The organism is Acinetobacter sp. YZS-X1-1 (assembly GCF_000804305.1).
In the GTDB taxonomy this organism is placed as follows: Bacteria; Pseudomonadota; Gammaproteobacteria; order Pseudomonadales; family Moraxellaceae; genus Acinetobacter; species Acinetobacter variabilis.
Genome location: NZ_JWHB01000025.1, coordinates 1 through 20,083, shown reverse-complemented (window position 1 = coordinate 20,083; position 20,083 = coordinate 1). Strand labels below are relative to the sequence as shown.

The following is a 20,083-nucleotide window of genomic DNA, read 5'->3' as shown; positions in this document are numbered from 1 at the left end:
AAATCGAAAGAAGATCATTTTTTAATTTATGTATGAGATCTAATTTGCTTACCTTGCAGTCTCTATGGTATTCGAGAGAAGTAAATTTGTATTAAAATTTACTTCTCATTACCGAGTTGAGCACCTGCTTTAGCTCCAAAGCGGTAAACCGCATCTTCGATTCGAGCTAAACTGTCGAAATGGCTATCCTTCCATATTCCTAAATCTCCAGGACCGATGGGACCATTTGGTAATGCAGATGCTATTTCAAGCATGATTAATCTAGCACCGCCTAAAGCTCGTTCGCCATAATACACGATATGAGAATCAGTGCTATGCCCATCATGTGTGGCAGAGTGCATGCACATAGGAGACATGGCAATACGGTTTTTAAAGTCAGTATTTCGGATGATAATCGGTCGGAATAACAGTGCGGACATAGTCCTCTCCAAGAATCAGTTTTACTTTGATGAGATGATGATACATACTGTTTTTTAGTGTTTATACGATTTAAATATTCCTATACTTATCAAAAGGTAACTGTAAAGTGCTATGAAAAAACTCCGTAATTATGATTCTGCTCCAGGCTGTTCAATGGAAGCCATACTGCATATTTTAGGTTGAAAGTGGAAGGGTGTGTTTTCATTCCATCTTTAAAGATGGGACTTTACGCTTTAGTGAATTACAACGTCATTTAGTGAGTATTAATCAACGCTTACTGTCCAAACAATTACGTGAACTTGAAGAAGATGGATTAGTAATACGCCATGTTTATTCTGTTGTCCCTCCAAAAGTTGAATATTCGCTAAGTGACGAAGAAAAAGAACTACAACATTTAATTATGGAACTGAGTCTTTGGGGAAGAAAATGGCTAGAAAGACGTGGGATGAAAACAGCGGTTGATGAAGATTTGGATGTACTAAAAGAGGTGTTTACCAAAACTGATGTTTTGGATGAACATTGTAAGTAAGCATAAGTTTTTATCGCAGTATTGAGTGAATAGGACTCAATACTGAATCCCTAGTTTTTTTAATTTTGAAATTAGCGTGGTGGGATTAATGCCTAAGCGTTTAGCTGCACCCTCATCACCAAAAATTTTACCTTCACATTGTTTGATTGCCAGTTGGAGATTTGTCATTTCTAACTTTTTAAGCTGTTGTATTGTCAGGACTTGCTCGATTGCTACGGTTTGATTGTGCTGTAGTAGGACTTGAGAAGATTCTTGTTCAAGCAAATATTGGAAAGAAACAGCCCCGTGTTTGGCAGTGATTAATGCACGTTCCAATACATTTTGTAATTCACGAATATTACCGGGCCAGTCATAGTGTTGCAGTTCGAGGATATGCTTTTGTGAAAAAGGTAAATAAGGCACTTTACGATTTTCGCTAATTAGCTTGGTAAAGTGCGAGACCAGTAAAGGAATGTCCTGTTTACGTTCGCGTAATGCAGGAGAATGAATCGGGAATACATTTAGACGGAAATATAAGTCTTCACGGAAGTTTTTAAGCTTCACTTCTTCTTTTAATTTTCGATTGGTGGCGGCAATAATTCTGACATCAACGTGCCGTGTTTTCTCTTCGCCAATTCTTTCAAAAGTCCCTTCCTGCAAGACTCGGAGTAATTTGCTTTGTAATTCAAGTGGGATTTCACCAATCTCATCTAAAAATAAAGTTCCTTGATCGGCGAGTTCAAAGCGTCCAGCCCGATCGCGAACTGCGCCTGTAAAAGCCCCTTTTACATGTCCGAAAAATTCACTTTCAAATAATTCAGAGGGAATTGCCGCACAGTTCACACGAATAAGTGGATGCTGTTTACGGTGACTGGACTGGTGGATAGCGCGTGCAATCAGCTCTTTGCCTGTTCCTGATTCTCCGTAGATCATGACATTGGCATCAGTGGGTGCAACCACTTTTATTTTTTCAATAATCTGTAGAATAGCAGGGCTATTGCCTACAATTTCGTGATATTGATTTTCTTGTAAAATTTCTTCTTGTAGATATTCATTTTGTTGCTCTAGGCGGCTTTTTAAATCTTGTAATTCCTCTAGTGCATGGGTCAGCTGTTTTTCAGTATTTAAACGATCGCTAATATCGCGGAAGACCACCACAGCACCAATGATTTCACTATCACGGATAATCGGTGTACTGGTAAATTCGACTGGAAAATAGCTACCATCACGTCGCCAGAAAACCTCTTGGATGCCTTCATGAACAATACCATCATGCACCGCAGCATAAATTGGACAATCTTCAACAGGGTAGTGTGTTCCATTTTCATGGGTATGATGATGAACTTTATGAATATTTTTACCAAGAACGTCTTCGGGTTTTAAGCCAAGCATTTTTGCGCCGACGGGATTAATAAAGGTACATAGTCCTTGTTTATTAATACTGTAAATACCATCACCCACGGAACTCAGTAATAAATGTTTGCCTGTATCTGAGTCAATAAAAAGCTCTTGTAAGGCTTGCCATTCTTTTAGCCCAGCACGAATGACCTTGTCTGCATTTTTGTTCAATTGGCGTAATTCTAGATCTTTGACATCGACCAATGACCAAATGAGTAGATTTTTATTTTTATAAGGCAAACGAATAGCGGTGACATCGAGTTGTATTTTTTCATATTCTTTATCAAAAGCATATAGTTCATTATTCCAAGCATAACCTTTACTGAGTGCTTCATCTGTGAACGCCATGAGATGTGGCAATTGATTGATGTGTCCAAAAACAGAAGTAACTGTTTTTGCAATCAATTCATGTCGTTCATAGCGTAATAATTGAGATGCGCTAATATTCAGATCATTAAAGCGATTTTGATATGGGTCGATCACGATTAATGCTTGCGATGTATGCTCAAAAGCAAGCGGACGAATCGAATCTTCAGAAGACGCCCAATCAGAAATAAAGTCGATATTATTCATGCTATGAAAAATCATAATCTTAACTATGAAATTTCATATTACTACGAAAAGCTGTAGTTTTTCAACACATTCTTATTTTTACAAAGCCCCCTTAAATAATTAATAAGAATATATTTTTCAATAATATAAAAAATTTAAAACAACATTTTAATCAAATTGGCATGGCTCTCGCAATAACTCAGATAGACCAAAACAGTTGGTTGAATTGAAACCGTAGATATGAGGAACGGCTATGCCTAAAGTAGATATTGAACAATACAAAGATGGTGATTTTCTTGTCGATTATGAAGAAAAGGTATTTGAGGATGTAAAAGCTCAGCCGGGTGAAAAAGCATTGGTGACGTTCCATACCGTTGCCTTCGAAGGTTCTATTGGCTTGGTTAATGTCTTACAAGCAAAACGGTTATTACGCAAAGGCTTTGAAACCAAAATTTTGCTATACGGTCCAGGTGTTCAGTTGGGAGTACAACGTGGTTTTCCAACATTGGGGGCAGAAGCATTCCCTGGACACTTGGCTGTCAATAATCAACTTAAAGCATTTATGGCTGAAGGTGGTGAAGTCTATGCATGCCGTTTCGCTCTACAAGCTTTATACGGACAAACTGAAAAAGCATTAATGGAAGGAATTCGTCCAATTAATCCTTTAGATGTCATGGATTTGAAGCTTCTTATGCGTCGAGATAATGCCTTAATTATCGATACTTGGACTGTTTAAGAATACTTGGGAAATAAAGGGGAAATAAGATATGAGTCAAATTGTTAAAGCAGCAGCAGTTCAGTGTAGCCCAGTTTTATATAGCCAGTCAGGCACGGTCAAAAAGATCTGCGACATGATTTTAGAACTGGGTCAACAAGGCGTGCAATTTGCTGTATTTCCTGAAACGGTCGTGCCTTATTATCCTTATTTCTCATTTGTACAAGCACCGTTTGCAATGGGCAAAGAACACTTAAAGTTGCTCAACGAATCTGTTGTTGTGCCATCAGAAGCGACAGCACAAATTGGGAAAGCTTGTCGAGCAGCCAATATGGTGGTTTCAATTGGTATTAATGAACGTGCCGGTGGCACAATTTACAATGCTCAATTGCTGTTTAATGCTGATGGTTCAATTATTCAACATCGTCGAAAAATTACACCAACCTACCATGAACGCATGGTGTGGGGGCAGGGCGATGGTAGTGGTTTACAGGCAATTGATTCTGCGGTCGGTCGAATTGGTTCGCTCGCGTGTTGGGAACATTACAATCCTTTAGCGCGCTACGCTTTAATGGCAGATGGTGAGCAAATTCATGCTGCCATGTTTCCAGGATCTTTAGTTGGACAGATCTTTGCCGACCAAATTAGCGCAACCATTCAACACCATGCTTTGGAGTCAGGTTGTTTCGTAGTGAATGCTACTGCATGGCTTCATCCAGAACAACAACAACAAATTATACAAGATACAGGCTGTGAACTCGCTCCAATTTCTGGAGGATGTTTCACCGCAATAGTTTCGCCTGAAGGCAAGTTTCTAGCTGAGCCGGTGACTCAAGGCGAAGGTTACTGTATTGCTGATCTCGATTTTTCTCTAATCGATAAACGTAAACGCATGATGGATTCGGTCGGTCATTATAGCCGTCCAGAGTTACTCAGTCTGCTCATCGATCGTCGACCAACCCAAGTTTTACATGAACTTCAAGTAGAACCAATCTCTAAACCAATTTTGGAACAAACTGCTGAATTTGCTGAAGAAATCTAAGCTAATTTAATCATAATCCAAGGAGAATGCCATGTCTGCAATTGAATTACTCAGTGATTTGCAATGTAACGGGCTCAAGTGGGAAGGTGAGGTTGGGCTATCCCGTAAAGGTGGTGCTGGACCTAGTGATCATAAAGCCATGATGCTGGACGGTCAGACGTTAATGATTCCTGTATTAAACCTTGCCTCACAAGATTCTCCTTACACAGGAAAAACAGACCCTATCACTGGAAAGGTGATTGTTTCTAAAAATCATATTCCTGTTGCAACGCTATCTGCTCCTACACGCCCTAAGTTTTATGATTTGGTGACAGCAGATGGAATTCCATATGAACAGATTGCCACATTACATAGTCACGATGTCTTAGCAACAACGGTTTTACAGCATTGTATTCGCATGAATGACAAGACTACCGCATGTCAGTTTTGTTCAATCGACCAGTCTTTAAAAAGCGGACGTGCAATCATTCGTAAACGTCCAGATCAGCTCGCTGAAGTCGCCAAAGCTGCCGTAGAGCTAGATGGTATCACCCAAATGATACTCACCACGGGAACACCCAATACACCTGATCGTGGTGCAGAAATTTTATATGACTCAGTCAAAGCTATTAGAGCGCAGGTTGATTTACCGATACAGGTGCAATGCGAACCGCCTAATGATTTTGCATGGTTTCAGAAACTTAAAGATGCAGGTGCTGTATCAATAGGAATGCATCTTGAAGCGGTCAGTGATCGAGTCCGTCAAAAAATTATGCCTGGCAAAGCAGAAGTTTCATTGGGCGTTTACTTTGCTGCTTTTGATGCAGCAGTCAAGGTATTTGGTCGGGGACAAGTCAGCACCTATATTTTGGCTGGTTTAGGTGACACCCAGAAAGAAATCATTGATATGACAGAGAATCTGGCAAAACGAGGTGTGTATCCGTTTGTTGTACCTTTTGTGCCGATTCAGGGAACTGCTTTGGAACATCATCCAAAGCCTGATCCAGTGTTTATGCAATCCCTATATACCCAAATTGGTTCGCAATTACGCCGATATGGCTTGAACTCTCAAGATACTCAAGCAGGTTGTGCCAAATGTGGGGCTTGCTCGTCACTTAAAGCTTATGAATAAGGAGTCTGTGATGGAATTATCTCGCTACCCTTGGTTAATCGAGCTCAATGAAGAGCTAAAGCAGTTTATTACGGATGACATTATCATCAAAGTTGTCACTGAAGATTGGGAGCGTCGACAATATTACCAATTGCGTGAAGCAACCTTTCGGGATGAACAAAAAATCTTGAAAGAAGACCGAGATGAACAGGACTTCAAAGCGCTAGGGATTATTGCGATTGGACAAATGTTTGGAGAACATGATCGTGTGATTGGTGCTGTTCGGATCTTTCCCGATGGGGATCAAACATGGTGGGGCGGTCGTTTATGTGTGGAACCTTTATATCGCCACCACCACGCGATTGGAAAAGCACTGATTAATGCGGCTGTATCCACTGCCAAAAATTTAGGTTGCCAAACCTTTTTAGCCACTGTACAGCAACAAAACGAGCGTTATTTTCAAAAGCTGTGTTGGGATAGTTTGGATACGCTAAATGTTGCGGATCTTCCACATATGTTGATGCAAGCTCAAATAGAAAATTACCCACTACAGCACGTGGTCATGCAAGCCTACAGTTACAAGGAGGTTTGATGATGCTTTCTGAATTGTTAACTTTGTTAAAACAAACACCTGCCATGCTTTCAAAGCAAGATATTGGACATAGCTTTAAGCAGATCAATACTCAAGTTATTCAAAAAAATGAAGATTTGTATGCACTGCCTGCTGATGATACCGCTGCCCTGAAAATAGGAGATCAATACATATTACATGCTTGCGAAGGGATGTTACCAAGTTTTGTAGAGCAACATCCCTACTTTGCAGGATGGTCTGCGGTGATGGCAAATGTGAGTGACATTGCTGCCATGGGTGGACGAACATTGAGTGTTGTAAATAGTTATTGGCATACCACTTCTCAGTCTGCAGAGCTTTTATTAGAAGGTATACAAGCAGCTTGTACAACCTATGGAGTCCAGTTAGTCGGTGGGCATACCAATATTCAAGCAAATTTTCAGCCAGCGCTGTCTGTTGCTATTCAAGGCTTAGCTCAGCAACTTCTATCAGTCTTCCATGTGCATGCAGGGCAAAAGATTCTGATCGCACTCAATATGCAGGGAAAATTTCACCCGAATACAACCTACTGGAAATGTTTTGAACATGTACCTGCCACAGTGCTACGCGCTCAGCTCGAGCTTCTGCCAGAAATTGCAGAGCAACACTTGGCTTATGCTGCTCGTGACATTAGCAATGCAGGAATCTTAGGAAGTTTGTTAATGCTGTTGGAGGCAACTGGTTCGGGAGCAAATATTTGTCTAGAGCAGATTCCAAAACCGCAACATGTAGATTGGTTGCAATGGCTCCAAATTTTTCCAAGTTATGGTTTCCTACTCACTGCTGATGACGATGAGTGTAAGGACATTATTGAGCTTTTTGCTTCACAGGGAATTGATTGCACAGTGATTGGTGAGGTTAATACTTCTGGAAAAGTAGGTGTTCAACTAAAAGGTGAACAAGATTATTTTTGGGATTTTCAACAAGGGTGTTTTACAGGGTTGAATTATCAAAACCTGTTACAACAGCATGATTCTTTTAAGGTACTAAAAGAATTCTCCTCTCAGTCTGTGGAGCAATACATATGCCAAGCGTAAATTTTACGGTCAGGTGGCCAAATGGTGAAACTAGTCAGTTCTATTCACCATCAACCGTGATTTATGACTACCTGAGTCCAGATCAACGCTATAACGTCGCTGATTTTATGAAGCAGGTTGAAAACGGTTTAGGTCAAGCCTCTGAACGTGTCAGAGCACGCTATGGATTCGCTTGTAGTGCGGCACTAGACAATCTGGCCAGTATCAAGCAGCACATCAAGATTTTGGGGATTACCCTTCAAGAAAGCATTGAAATTATTGAAATGACAAATGAATAAACAGGATGGACAAAAGACCATGACTAAAGTTGAACAAGTGCAATTCAAATCAAATTATGACGTTGTGATTGTAGGTGGTGGACAAGCAGGGCTGTGTGTCAGCCATTATCTGAAAAAAGCCAATATTGATCATGTGGTTTTAGAGAAAGAATCTGAATTAACCCATGCTTGGCGCAATAAGCGCTGGGATAACTTTACGTTGGTGACGCCTAACTGGCAATGTTTATTACCAGATCATCCTTATTCTGGTGTAGATCCTGATGGGTTTATGAAAAAGAACGAGATCGTGGAATATCTAGATCAATTTATTGAAAAACTTAATCCTCCTGCAATTTTAGGAATCACTGTTCAACATGTTGAAAAACTGGCAGATCATTCCTTTGTTATTTCAACTGATCAGGGTGAGATTCAAGCAAAAAAACTGGTTGTTGCCGCAGGTGGATACCACACACCAATTTATCCAAAACTTTCATCACAATTACCTAATGATGTAACTGTGATTCATTCAGAACAATATTTTAATGCTGGGCAACTTCCAGAAGGTAATGTTCTTGTGGTGGGTTCAGGACAGTCAGGTGCTCAGATTGCTGAAGATTTACACCTTGCGGGTAAAAAAGTTTATTTATCGACAGGTGATGCTCCTCGCTGTGCACGTTTCTACCGTGGTCAAGATGTGGTGAAATGGTTATTCGATATGGGTTATTACCAAACCACAGTCAAAGACCATCGTTATAGTGAAGAGGTTCGTAATAGTACCAACCACTATGTCACAGGTCGTGATGGCGGACGTGATATTGATTTGCGTCAATTCGCTTTAGAAGGTATGCAACTGTTTGGTCGTTTTGAAGATTATAAAGATGGTCAGTTGGTATTTCGTCCCGACCTGATTCAAAACCTGGATATGGCAGATGCAACCTATAACCGTATTAATGCGGGAATTGATGCTTATATCACTGAACAGAACATAGAAACTGTTGAACCATCTTCAGTTTATGAGCCTGTATGGCAGCCTGAAACTGAAATCACGACACTGGATCTTAAAGCAGCAAATATTACTTCAATTATTTGGTGTATCGGATTCCGTCCGGACTACTCATGGATTGATCTCGATATTTTTGAAGCCAGTGGTTACCCGAAACATGAGCGAGGTGTGACACTCGATGCTGATGTCACATTTATTGGCCTACCTTGGTTACATACCTGGGGTTCAGGACGTTTCCTTGATATTGCTAAAGATGCTGAATTTGTCTCAACCCACATAATCAAGCAACTCAAAACTACATCTGATCCAATCATAACAACATCAACATCATTTGCATAAGCCACAGACAGCCGAATAGCCTTTTGCTTTCGGCTGGATAAATCCTTCAATTGAAAGAAATCAGGTAGTCAAAATGAATCAACAACCTTTTGTGATTAATACAAATACTGCACCTTGGGAATTTTTACCTATTCCATTTCTGAATGATGAACTTCCCGTTAAAACCTGTCTGGCATGCCCAGATACAGGCATGATGATCTGGAAATTACGTTATCCAGCAGGATTTACAACTGTTGAACATTGGCATAACTGTGCACATGGCATGTATGTCCTTGAAGGACATTTGGTGACAAGCCAAGGTGAATTTGGGCCAGGGAATTTTGTTTGGTTTCCAGAAGGAAGTGTGATGTTCCACGGTGCTCGTAGTGACAATGATGCCTTAGTCCTTTTTATTACCAATAAAACCTTTGATATTCATTTCATTGCTGAAGAGGGGCACCCCAAAGTCATCGAATGAGCCTAAGACAATATCCTATCCAATAAGCCTTCTATGGAGTTCAATATCATGAATATGCCACTAGTGAAACACTTTCCAATTCGCAATCTTAAATTTTTTGTGAAGCATTCACCACAGACTCGCTATTGGATGGGAAATTCTGCAGGACTTACTTATGCGATGCTTACTTTATCTGCCATGTTTCCTGCAGGCGAACGATTTTTTATTCAGTCGGTACGCAAATCTCACCAAAATCCTAAATCTAAGCATGATCTTGATTTACAAAAACAGATTACAAATTTTATTGCACAAGAAGCCATTCATACACGTGAACATATTCAATTCAATCAATATTTTCCAATCAATGAAACTCGTATTGCAGAATTAGAGCAGAAAACAGACTACGCTATTCAACTTCTTAGTCAGCTGGTCTCTAATTTATTTGGTCAATTCGGTATTTCTAAACAAGAGAGTGACTTATTTCTTACCGCAGCTTTAGAACATTGCACAGCAACGATTTCAGCACAATTTTTAAAATCTCCAAAATTTAATCAACTGATCCAAGATCCAGAAATTCTAAAGTTTTGGGTTTGGCATGCAATAGAAGAAATTGAACATAAAAATGTTGCTTTTGATTTATTAGAAAAAGTCTATGATAAATCAAAAAAATACTATACCTTGAGAGCATTCACATACATTATTGCTTTAATTGGTTTTGCAATGTGTTATGGATACTGTTTGAAGAATATGTTAACCAAGGATGATAAAATCAATTATATCAAGTCTTTAATAGATATTTATCAATATAGCTTTAGCCCAAGTAAAGGTATCTTGTTTGTATCATTAAGTAATTTATTCTCATTTTTAAGACTGAATTTTAATCCAAACCAAATAAATCATGAAGAATTACTCGCTATTTGGAAGGAAAAAATAAAGTTAGAGATTTAAATCTATAAGAGTGGTCTATCTATTAAGAAATTAAAATATCATGTACTCAATTTAACATAATCAATATTATACGAAATGAGTTTGTAAATACAGACTCATTTCCTATCGCTATAAATATTAAAAATAGCTACATAGAGTTTATCTCTAGCTTATTCAAATTTGTCTTTGAAATTAGGCGTTACTACGGATGAACAATAATTTTTATAGCAGACTCATTATTATGAATCAATGTTTCAAAACCTTTAGAAACAAGATCATCTAATGCAATCCGTTGGGTAATAAAAGGTTCTAGATTAATCTTACCTTGTTCAACCAAACGAATAGTTTCCTGATGGTCATTGACGTAAGCTATCGTGCCACGAATGTCTAGTTCTTTCATCACCACACTATGTACGTTAACTGTGGCAGGATGGCTCCAAATAGAAACAATTACAACGACACCAGTTGGTTTCATCGCTGCGACGAGTGTATCCATAACTTTATTCACACTACTACACTCAAAAGCAACATCTACACCGCGGTCTTGAGTAATTTTCATTACTTCATTTACCACATCAACCTTAGATGGATCTAGCACATAATCTGCAACACCCGCTTCTATCGCTTTTTCTTTACGTTTTGCACTCAATTCAGTAATGATGACCGTGAGACCTTTAGCCTTTAAAATGGCTGATAAAAGTAATCCTATAGGGCCTGCTCCACCAACCAGTGCGATATCACCAGCTTTTGCACCACTTCGTACATAGGCATGATGACCAACGGACAAAGGTTCTATCAATGCTGCTTGGTCTAAGGGAATATCATTTGAAATAGGATGTACCCAACGGCGCTGAACCGCAATTTTTTCAGAAAGACCGCCGCCGCGTCCGCCTAAACCAATAAAGTTCATATTTTTTGATAAATGATATTTATCATTCGGCCCAGTCGGTACATCATCCGCAATAATGTAGGGTTCAACTACGACATGTTGCCCAATTTTAATATCATCTACTCCCTCACCAACTGCATAAACTACGCCTGAAAATTCATGTCCCATTGTTACAGGTGCAGATTCTCCTGAAATTGGATGTGGATGACCACAAGGTAGAATAAAAATAGGGCCTTCCATGAATTCATGTAAATCTGTACCGCAAATACCGCACCATGCAACTTGAATTCCAACTGTGCCTGGAACTACTTTCGGTTCAGGAATATCTTCAATCCGAATATCTCTTCGGCCATAAAAACGAGCTGCTTTCATTATGTATTCCTTATGTTGATATTAACGGTAAACCATTCCACCATCTGTCAAAATAGACTGACCTGTAATGTAGTTTGCATCCTCGCTGGCTAAAAATGCAACTAATGCAGCCACGTCATCTGGTGTTTCAGCACGTCCTAAAGCAATACCATCTACATATTTTTTATACGTTTGACCAACTGGTGCGCCTGTAATTTCAGAGAAACGCTGATCTATTTCGACCCACATATCTGTACCAACAACACCCGGACAATAACTATTTACAGTAATGTCAGCACTGGCATATTCTTTAGCTGCAGCTTGTGTCAATGCACGAACTGCAAATTTAGTTGCTGAATAAACACCGAGGAGAGCAAAACCCTCATGACCTGCGATTGAGCAGGCATTAATAATTTTTCCAGCCTGTTGGCGTTGTTTAAATTTATTTGCTGCGGCTTGAATCCCCCAAAGTACACCACCGACATTGATGTTCATGATTTGGTTAAATTCACTCGGCGTTACTTCTGCCAACGCTTTAACTTGTGCAATCCCTGCATTATTGATCATGATATCAAAGCCATTAAGTGTCGATTCTGCATGATCAATTGCATGACTGACTTGTATTGGATCTGAAATATCTGCAATAAATGTGGTGGCTTTTACGCCAAAGGCTTCGATCTCTTGTTGAACAGTATTTAGCTTTTCTTGATGAAGATCGACCAATGCAATATGAACACCTTCTTGTGCCAAACGTAAGGCAATACCATGTCCAATTCCTTGTGCTGCACCCGTAATTAATGCAACTTTATTGTTTAAACCTCTAGGCATGTTGCGACTCCTTAAATATGAATTGCACGTTGCATTGCCGACAATACCGACTCATGCATCGCCTCAGATAAAGTAGGATGAGGGAAAATGACCTGTGCTAAGCTTTCATCCGTAGCTTCTAGGTATTTTGCTATAGCAAAACCTTGAATGTGTTCGGTGACTTCATGTCCGACCATGTGAGCACCCAACAATTCCCCCGTTTCCTGACTAAAAATGGTTTTAACAAATCCTGCGCTATCGCCCAAAGCCAATGCCTTACCATTGGCTTGTAAAGGGAACTTACCCACATTGATATTCAAGCCCGCAGCTTTCGCTTTCTGTTCTGTCAAACCAATACTGGCCACTTGCGGATGAGTAAAAATACAGCCAGGAATTTGTGTACGATCTAAAACATGTACATGACTCAGACCTGCAATTTTCTCCACACAAAGAATGGCTTCATGACTGGCTTTGTGTGCCAAACAGGGTGCACCTGCGACATCGCCAATTGCATAAACACCCACGACATTGGTTTTACACCATGAGTCAACTTTGATAAAACCATTTTCAAATTCAACACCCAAATCGTCTAGGCCAAGATTTTCCGCATTCGGTTTCACGCCAATAGCTGAAAGCACCTTTTCAACGCTAATGATTTGCACACCTGCTAAAGTTTCAATATGACAATGCACTTGAGCCTGATCAGTTTCTATTTTTTTTACCGTTGCTTCGGTTAAAACCTGCATCCCCTGCTGTTCAAATTGCTTTTGTACATACTTCGCAACTTCAATGTCTTCACTAGGGAGAATCTGCTTGGCAATATCAACCAAGGTGACTTGGCAGCCTAAGTCTTGGTATAGGCTTGCAAACTCACTGCCTATAGCACCCGAACCAATGACCAGTAAAGACTTTGGTAATTGCTCTGGAACTAAAGCCTCTTTATAACTCCAGACCTGATGGCCATCTACAGGAATATGAGGCAAATTGGCCGCACGTGCGCCTGTTGCGACAATAATATGCGGTGCAGAAATCTGCTGTTTTTGACCATTCGCATCTGTAAGCTCTAATTGCTCTTTGGCAATAAACTGGGCTGCTGCGTTAAAAACAGTGATTTGATTTTTTTTCAATAGTTGACCGATACCTTGCACCAGTTGCTCAGAAACCTGTCTGCTATGATGGACCAGTTTTTGAATGTCAAAATCAACCGCGTTAAGCGTAAAGCCAAACTGCTCTGCGTGTTTGAAGTGCTGCGCAAGCGCAGCTCCGCTCAATAAAGCCTTGGTTGGAATACATCCCCAATTAAGACACACTCCACCTAAGTGTTGTTTTTCAACGATTGCAGTTTTTAATCCCAGTTGCGCTGCGCGAATCGCAGCGACATATCCTCCAGGACCAGCACCAATAACCACAAGATCAAATTGTGTATCTGACATGACTATTCCTCCTACACCAAAATTAATGCAGGATTTTCGATAAACTGCTTCAATACCGATAGGAATTGAGCACCCAACGCACCATCAATGACACGATGATCACAAGACAATGTTGCGGTCACCATTTCACGAACAACAATCTCATCATTTTCAACGACAGCACGTTTCTCTGCTATACCTAAGGCCAGAATTGCACCTTGAGGTGGGTTAATAATGGCATCAAATTGTTGAATACCCAGCATTCCCAAATTGGAAATACTGAAACTACCGCCTTGAAACTCATCAGGTGCTAATTTTCCAGTTTTGGCACGTGTTGCCAGATCACGCATATCATTGGAAATTTGCGCCAAAGATTTACGGTTCGCTGCTTTAATGATTGGTGTGATCAGTCCATTTTCGATGGCCACAGCAACCGAAATATCAGCTTGTTCAAACTGTAAAATCTGCTGATTCTCTTCATCAAACTGAACATTAACTTGTGGAACTTTAATCAGTGCAGCAGCAGCAGCTTTAATCAGCATATCGTTAATGGACAGTTTAACTTGCGGTACAGTACTGTTAATTTGCTGACGCAAAGCCTGAACCGACTCAACATTTAAGTCTATCGTTAAGCGAAAATGTGGTGCATTGCGTTTTGCCGCTTGTAGCCGTGCAGCGATTGCTTTACGCATACCATTCATAGCTATGGTGGTGAATTTTGCTGACTCTGTTGGATGCGCGTACTCAGTATGTTGAGCTTGTACAGGGTTTTCACGTTGATATACAGCTTCAACATCTTCCTTACAGACTCGTCCACGTGAACCCGATGCACGACAATCATGCAAATTAATACCCCATTGTTTTGCCAAACGGCGAGCAACGGGTGTTGCTAGAACATCACTATCATCTGCTTTAGATTTTGCGGCTTTCGTGCTGGCTTGATGACGTACATCTGGCCAAGAACCACCAGCAGCTTGAACTGCGGCCTGAATATCTTGAACACTGATACGGCTTTCACGTCCAGAACTTGTAATCTGAGCCAAGTTTACATTATGCTTTTCAGCCAATTTCAAGGCATGTGGCGTTGCAAAAATATCATCGCTTTGTTGGTAGCCTTGTAACTCATCAGGAATAGAATATCCGCCCTGAGTCACCGCTTTTGATCCATTACCAACACTGTTCTGTTTAGGAGCAGCTTGTACTTTGGTTTCAACTTGAGCCACATCGACTTTTTCAGGAACCGCTGCTACCGCTTTATTTTCAGTTACAGCAGGTGTTCCACCTAAAGACTGTGCAAATGCTTCAACTTCTGCATCAGAAACTTGAGCGTCTGCACAGATTGCAATGATTCCACCTACGACCAGTGTGTCACCATCGTTAGCAATAATTTTTCGTAGCAGGCCATCAAAAGGTGCTTCCAATACATTGACGATTTTTGTGGTTTCAATTTCACAAATTTCCTGTCCTTTACTAAATTGGGTACCTTCCTGAATCAGCCATTGGGCAATCGTACCCTCTTCCATGGACAAACCCCATTTTGGGATTTCTAAAGTTTTAATTTCGCTCATCCTAAGCCTCCAACGTCTTGCGTACAGCCTGTTCGATGCGTTCTACACTTGGTAGCCATTCTTTTTCTAATACTGGTGAAAATGGTACGGGTGAGTGTGGTGGAGTGACTAACTCGATTGGTGCTTTAAGATAATGAAAGCCCTTCTGTGCAATGAGGGCAGCCACATCATGTCCGAAACCACAACGCGCTGCTGATTCATCCACAATAACTACGCGACCTGTTGAAGCCACTGACTCTAAAATGCCATCTTCGTCTAATGGAGAAATGGTTCGAGGGTCAACCACTTCAACCGAAATGCCTTCTTTTGCGAGCTTATCCGCCACTTCATTGGCACGATGCACCATCAGGCTTAAGGCAATAATGGTGATATCAGTACCTTCACGTGTGTAATTTGCGACACCAAAAGGAATAGTGTAGGCCTCATCTGGTACTTCGCCCTTAATGTCGTACAATAACTTGTGTTCACAAAAGACTACTGGGTCATCATCTCGAATGGCTTGAATCAATAACCCTTTCACATCATAGGCGCTCGAAGGCACCACCACTTTTAAGCCAGGTACTGAGGCAAACACGTTATATGGCGACTGAGAATGCTGTGCTGCGGCAGAAAAACCTGCACCGATCATGCCTCGTACAACGAGTGGCGCTTTGGCTTTGCCGCCAAACATGTAGCGAAATTTAGCTGCTTGGTTATACAGCATGTCATAACACACGCCGTAAAAATCCATAAACATTAAATCTGCCACAGGTCTTAAACCCGTTGCAGCAGCACCTGCCGCCATACCAATAATCGCTGATTCTGTAATTGGAGTATCAATGACTCGTTCAGAACCAAATTCAGTCCATAAACCTTTGGTTACACCAAGTACACCGCCAAAACCTTCCAGTTTATTGTCATCGGTATTTTTGCCACCATGCCCACCACGAACATCTTCACCGACCACAATGACACTTGGGTCTCGGTGCATTTCTAATTCAATTGCTTCTTTAATTGCGTTTCGATAACTTTTATTTGGCATTGTTCTACTATTCCTTTAGTAAGAGACGTAAACATCAGTAAGTAACTGAGAGGCTTCTGGGTACTTAGCTGCGCGTGCTTTTGCAACAGCATCGTCTACATTGGCTTTAGACTGAGCGTCAATCGCATCGAGCTTGGCTTCGTCAATTTTGTCTTTGACTTTTTCGCGGAATATTTTCAATGGATCCTTATGTTCTTTGACATAATCCAGTTCTTCTTTAGAACGGATAAGCCCTGGATCACCTTCAAAATGTCCATAAAATCGGTTGGTTACCGTTTCAATCACACTCGGACCTTCACCACGGCGGGCACGTTCAATAGCCTTTTGTGCAACTTCATACACAGCAAAAAAATCTGTTCCATCTACTTTTTCAGCGGGTAAGCCAAAACCTGCTGCTCGGCCTGCAATATCTTTACTGCCTACGGCATAATCATGTGCAGTACCTTCACCAAAACCGTTATTTTCAAAAACAAAAATGACAGGAAGCTTTAACACAACAGCCATATTAATGGCTTCAAAAGTTAAGCCCTGATTTGAACCACCATCACCGGTAAAAGATAGACCAATCCCACCATTTTTGAGTGTTTTAGCACTTAAAGCTGCCCCAATAGCCAAAGGTGGACCACCACCCACAATACCGTTTGCACCGAGCATGCCTTTATCTAAGTCCGCAATGTGCATTGAGCCACCTTTACCACGACACAAACCATCATCTTTGCCAAAAATTTCTAGCATCATGGCGTGAATGTCACAGCCCTTTGCAATACAATGTCCGTGACCACGATGTGTTGAGGTAATGAAGTCCTTATCTGTTAAATTTTCACAGATCCCTACGGCAACAGCTTCCTCACCGCTATAAAGATGGATGAAACCTGGGATATCACCTGTATTGTTTTCATCGTGAAGTCGATCCTCAAATTCACGAATGTCGCGCATTCTTTTGTATGCTGCTAGCAATTGCTCTTCCGTTAATTGCATATATTTATTCCTTATTAACTACGCTTAAAAGAAAATCCCAAATTGAATAACTGGATTTTTAAATCGTATATTTATATAAGAATATTTTTATTTAATTTCATATTAGACTAAAAAAATATAATGCATAAAAACATAAGATAAACATTAAAAACAGTGGTTTATAATATTAAAAAATTTGTAAATTTTTTAATATTATTCAGCTATATACAAAAACAAACCTTTAACCAACCTTTGTTTCATATGATAAGTTTTTTTGCCCTGTTTTAATATTATTAATGCATTTAAAGCAGCTTATTTAATATCAGGCTCAATATTAATTATTTTAAACGACGGAGTGTTTGAAATGGATTTAAATAACTCAGTATTAACTGGAAAGAAGCTACGTGGCGCTAAAAAAATGGCGCGTATTCCAATTAAAGTTGTTCCAACGGAAACGATACCGAAAAAGCCAGAATGGATCCGGACTAAAATTAGTCAACCTGAGGAAGTCCAAATCATTAAGGATTTATTAAGACAACAAAAACTACATACCGTTTGCGAAGAAGCGGCTTGTCCTAACTTGCCGCAATGTTTCGGTAGTGGAACAGCAACATTCATGATTATGGGTGATATCTGTACTCGACGCTGTCCATTCTGTGATGTCTCGCATGGCCGTCCTAATGCCTTAGATATTAACGAGCCACTGCATTTGGCTGAAACAGTGAAGAATCTAAACTTAAAGTATGTTGTGATTACTTCCGTTGACCGAGATGATTTAAAAGATGGCGGTGCACAGCATTTTGCAGATTGCATTCGAGAAATTCGTCAAACTAGTCTAGGCACTTTGATTGAAGTTTTGGTTCCTGATTTTCGTGGTCGCGCAGATATTGCACTTAAAATTTTGAGCAAAAATCCACCTGATGTCTTTAATCACAATATTGAAACCGTGCCACGCCTGTATAAAGCCATGCGACCAGGCGCTGACTATCAGCATTCATTGAATTTAGTTAAGAAATTTAAACACTACTGCCCTGATATCCCAACGAAATGTGGTTTGATGGTGGGTTTAGGAGAGATTGAAGCTGAGGTTATTGCGTTATTAAATGATTTGAAAGATTATCAAATTGATTATGTCACAATCGGCCAATACCTACAGCCATCCAAATCACATGCGCCAATTCATCGTTTTGTTACATTGCAAGAGTTTAAACATTATCAAACTCATGGAGAGCACTTAGAGTTTAAGAATATTTGGAGTGCACCATTAGTGCGATCGAGTTATTTTGCTGACCGCCAGTATTATGGTGAGGCTGTACCTGTGCCCTACGTGCGTGAATGACATTTTCATCATTTAAAGGATCCTATTTATCAACATAATGGTTACTTTTATTAACACTTCAGATAAAAATAGTCATTTCCAGTCCATAACAACACTTTTAAAGTAGCTAAAAGGCTGGTAAAACCCAAAAAAGGTTATTTAACGAATCCAAGAAAAATGATTTGGTACACGTAAGAAAAGATTGAATGAGTATAGATCTGGAAATTGATTTCTGAAGTTTAAAGATATTACAGTCTAATCATAAAGGAATATGATATGAACCTGTTCAATACAGCACTAGCAAAAAAGCTGCAAACAACACATTTAATTAATCAGCATATTGTTCAGGCTGCACCCGTTTTGGCTTTGCCTCAAGAAGATCAGACTTCCCTATTCCGCCGCTCTATTCAGCATAATTATGCCGATTTATTAAGAATTGCTAATGATTCCGATATGGCAATTGGTCTTACAGATCACCATGGTACTCTGTTATGGACCTGGAGTAGTTCCGCGATGCTTTCTTCTGCTGAACAGGTACATTTTATTGAAGGTGGCCATTGGTCAACGCAGGCGGTTGGGACCAATGCGATTGGTATGACATTAAATAGTCAAACATCAAGTTGTGTATATTCTCATGAAAACCAAATGGACAGCGTTCGTGATTGGGTCTGTTATGCAGCACCTATCTGGGATCCGACTTCAGGTCAATTTCATGGCATTATCAATCTTTCCACAAAATATAAAAAACATACCCCTCTAGGCATTCTTGCTGTGGAACGCTGTGCAGACTTAATACAGCGAGCAATAAAATTTGAACAGAAAAATTTTTTATACATTAAAGCGCTAGGTTCGCCCTGGGTTCAATTTAATGGGCATACTTTGAACTTGACTCACCGTCAAATTGAAATACTTTGCATTTTAGCTTTGTATCCGTACGGCATTGGTTTAGAAGAGTTACACTATGCCCTTTATGGTGAGCGTAATGTCAGCCTAAAAACCTTAAAGGCTGAGCTTTCACAACTTCGTAGCCTACTACCTCATTCAATTGAGGCTCGCATTTATAGGCTTACCTGTGAAGTCCAATGTGATTTTTTACGTGCTGAACAATCATTAAATGCAAATCTTATTTCGAGTACATTCTCGCTATATAAAGGTAGCTTTTTATCTAAATCAGAAAGCCCTTTACTCAGTACTTGGAGACATTGTTTTGATGCCCGTTTAAGCCAGTTGATTTATCAAATAAAGGATACCGATCAATTATTACGGATTATTGGGCAAACACATGATCGTATTGATGCTGTACAGCGTTTATTAGAATTATTACCACAGGACAGCAACTACCGTAATTATTTTTCAAATCTGATTTAAATTTGATTTGTTACTTCAACTCTAAAGGGCTTTGTTGCATAAACCTAGCCTAGAAAGA

20 protein-coding genes are annotated in these 20,083 nt (G+C 40.0%); 12 read left to right on the top strand and 8 right to left on the bottom strand.

The genetic code is table 11. The annotated features are described in order from the left end of the window. Positions 1–98: 98 nt before the first annotated feature. Entirely contained in the window at positions 99–419 is a 321-nt protein-coding gene (locus RJ01_RS12320) for a hypothetical protein (RefSeq protein ID WP_034171303.1), read from the bottom strand. 194 nt (positions 420–613) lie between these two features. On the opposite strand from RJ01_RS12320, the gene RJ01_RS12315 reads away from it, so the two are divergent. After that, on the top strand, positions 614–949 hold the full coding sequence (locus RJ01_RS12315) for a helix-turn-helix domain-containing protein (protein ID WP_264673491.1): 336 nt from the start codon (positions 614–616) through the stop codon (positions 947–949). Between the two features lie 36 nt (positions 950–985). On the opposite strand, the gene RJ01_RS12310 is transcribed toward RJ01_RS12315, so the two are convergent. Beyond that, positions 986–2,914: a sigma 54-interacting transcriptional regulator gene (locus RJ01_RS12310; RefSeq protein WP_034171302.1), complete on the bottom strand. Its 1,929-nt coding sequence runs from the start codon at positions 2,912–2,914 to the stop codon at positions 986–988. A gap of 217 nt (positions 2,915–3,131) precedes the next feature. Here RJ01_RS12310 and RJ01_RS12305 point away from each other — a divergent pair, with 217 nt between their 5' ends. From RJ01_RS12305 to RJ01_RS12265, 9 genes are all read left to right on the top strand, one after another. Next, the gene (locus tag RJ01_RS12305) at positions 3,132–3,614 is read left to right on the top strand and encodes an MSMEG_0572/Sll0783 family nitrogen starvation response protein (protein WP_004638761.1); all 483 of its coding nucleotides are present in this window, start codon (positions 3,132–3,134) and stop codon (positions 3,612–3,614) included. 31 nt (positions 3,615–3,645) lie between these two features. Beyond that, entirely contained in the window at positions 3,646–4,635 is a 990-nt protein-coding gene (locus RJ01_RS12300; protein WP_034171301.1) for a Nit6803 family nitrilase, read from the top strand. A 31-nt stretch (positions 4,636–4,666) separates the two neighbouring features. Further along, entirely contained in the window at positions 4,667–5,746 is a 1,080-nt protein-coding gene (locus tag RJ01_RS12295; protein ID WP_034171300.1) for an MSMEG_0568 family radical SAM protein, read from the top strand. 10 nt (positions 5,747–5,756) lie between these two features. Then, positions 5,757–6,317 (top strand): MSMEG_0567/Sll0786 family nitrogen starvation N-acetyltransferase, encoded by a 561-nt coding sequence (locus RJ01_RS12290; protein WP_034171299.1) that lies wholly within the window; start codon positions 5,757–5,759, stop codon positions 6,315–6,317. Further along, on the top strand, positions 6,317–7,372 hold the full coding sequence (locus RJ01_RS12285; RefSeq protein WP_034171298.1) for a sll0787 family AIR synthase-like protein: 1,056 nt from the start codon (positions 6,317–6,319) through the stop codon (positions 7,370–7,372). Before RJ01_RS12290 ends, RJ01_RS12285 begins: the two co-directional genes overlap by 1 nt. After that, positions 7,360–7,650 carry an MSMEG_0570 family nitrogen starvation response protein gene (locus RJ01_RS12280; protein WP_034171297.1) on the top strand — a complete coding sequence of 97 codons (291 nt, stop codon included), beginning with the start codon at positions 7,360–7,362 and terminating at the stop codon, positions 7,648–7,650. Before RJ01_RS12285 ends, RJ01_RS12280 begins: the two co-directional genes overlap by 13 nt. A gap of 19 nt (positions 7,651–7,669) precedes the next feature. Continuing rightward, positions 7,670–8,971 carry an MSMEG_0569 family flavin-dependent oxidoreductase gene (locus RJ01_RS12275; RefSeq protein WP_034171321.1) on the top strand — a complete coding sequence of 434 codons (1,302 nt, stop codon included), beginning with the start codon at positions 7,670–7,672 and terminating at the stop codon, positions 8,969–8,971. A 73-nt stretch (positions 8,972–9,044) separates the two neighbouring features. Then, positions 9,045–9,428: a cupin domain-containing protein gene (locus RJ01_RS12270; protein ID WP_034171296.1), complete on the top strand. Its 384-nt coding sequence runs from the start codon at positions 9,045–9,047 to the stop codon at positions 9,426–9,428. A gap of 48 nt (positions 9,429–9,476) precedes the next feature. Then, positions 9,477–10,355 (top strand): metal-dependent hydrolase, encoded by an 879-nt coding sequence (locus RJ01_RS12265; RefSeq protein ID WP_034171295.1) that lies wholly within the window; start codon positions 9,477–9,479, stop codon positions 10,353–10,355. A gap of 181 nt (positions 10,356–10,536) precedes the next feature. Here the strand turns inward: RJ01_RS12265 and RJ01_RS12260 are convergent, their stop codons facing one another. Genes RJ01_RS12260 through RJ01_RS12235 form a run of 6 tightly spaced genes read right to left on the bottom strand, consistent with a single transcriptional unit; the run spans position 10,537 to position 17,360 of the window. Beyond that, positions 10,537–11,595 carry a 2,3-butanediol dehydrogenase gene (locus RJ01_RS12260; RefSeq protein WP_034171294.1) on the bottom strand — a complete coding sequence of 353 codons (1,059 nt, stop codon included), beginning with the start codon at positions 11,593–11,595 and terminating at the stop codon, positions 10,537–10,539. Positions 11,596–11,616: 21 nt separating this feature from the next. Then, positions 11,617–12,402, bottom strand: a complete 786-nt coding sequence (locus RJ01_RS12255; protein WP_034171293.1) for an acetoin reductase — start codon at positions 12,400–12,402, stop codon at positions 11,617–11,619. Between the two features lie 11 nt (positions 12,403–12,413). Next, positions 12,414–13,814, bottom strand: coding sequence for a dihydrolipoyl dehydrogenase (lpdA, locus tag RJ01_RS12250; protein WP_034171292.1), 1,401 nt, complete (start codon positions 13,812–13,814; stop codon positions 12,414–12,416). A gap of 11 nt (positions 13,815–13,825) precedes the next feature. Next, positions 13,826–15,361, bottom strand: a complete 1,536-nt coding sequence (locus RJ01_RS12245) for a 2-oxo acid dehydrogenase subunit E2 (protein WP_034171291.1) — start codon at positions 15,359–15,361, stop codon at positions 13,826–13,828. 1 nt (position 15,362) lies between these two features. Continuing rightward, positions 15,363–16,382, bottom strand: a complete 1,020-nt coding sequence (locus RJ01_RS12240) for an alpha-ketoacid dehydrogenase subunit beta (protein ID WP_004812188.1) — start codon at positions 16,380–16,382, stop codon at positions 15,363–15,365. Positions 16,383–16,397: 15 nt separating this feature from the next. Beyond that, positions 16,398–17,360, bottom strand: a complete 963-nt coding sequence (locus RJ01_RS12235; RefSeq protein ID WP_004812189.1) for a thiamine pyrophosphate-dependent dehydrogenase E1 component subunit alpha — start codon at positions 17,358–17,360, stop codon at positions 16,398–16,400. A gap of 343 nt (positions 17,361–17,703) precedes the next feature. On the opposite strand from RJ01_RS12235, the gene lipA reads away from it, so the two are divergent. Then, positions 17,704–18,678 carry a lipoyl synthase gene (gene lipA / locus RJ01_RS12230; protein WP_034171290.1) on the top strand — a complete coding sequence of 325 codons (975 nt, stop codon included), beginning with the start codon at positions 17,704–17,706 and terminating at the stop codon, positions 18,676–18,678. A 255-nt stretch (positions 18,679–18,933) separates the two neighbouring features. Further along, complete coding sequence (locus RJ01_RS12225; RefSeq protein WP_004812193.1) at positions 18,934–20,025, top strand: hypothetical protein; 1,092 nt, start codon at positions 18,934–18,936, stop codon at positions 20,023–20,025. Positions 20,026–20,083 lie beyond the last annotated feature (58 nt).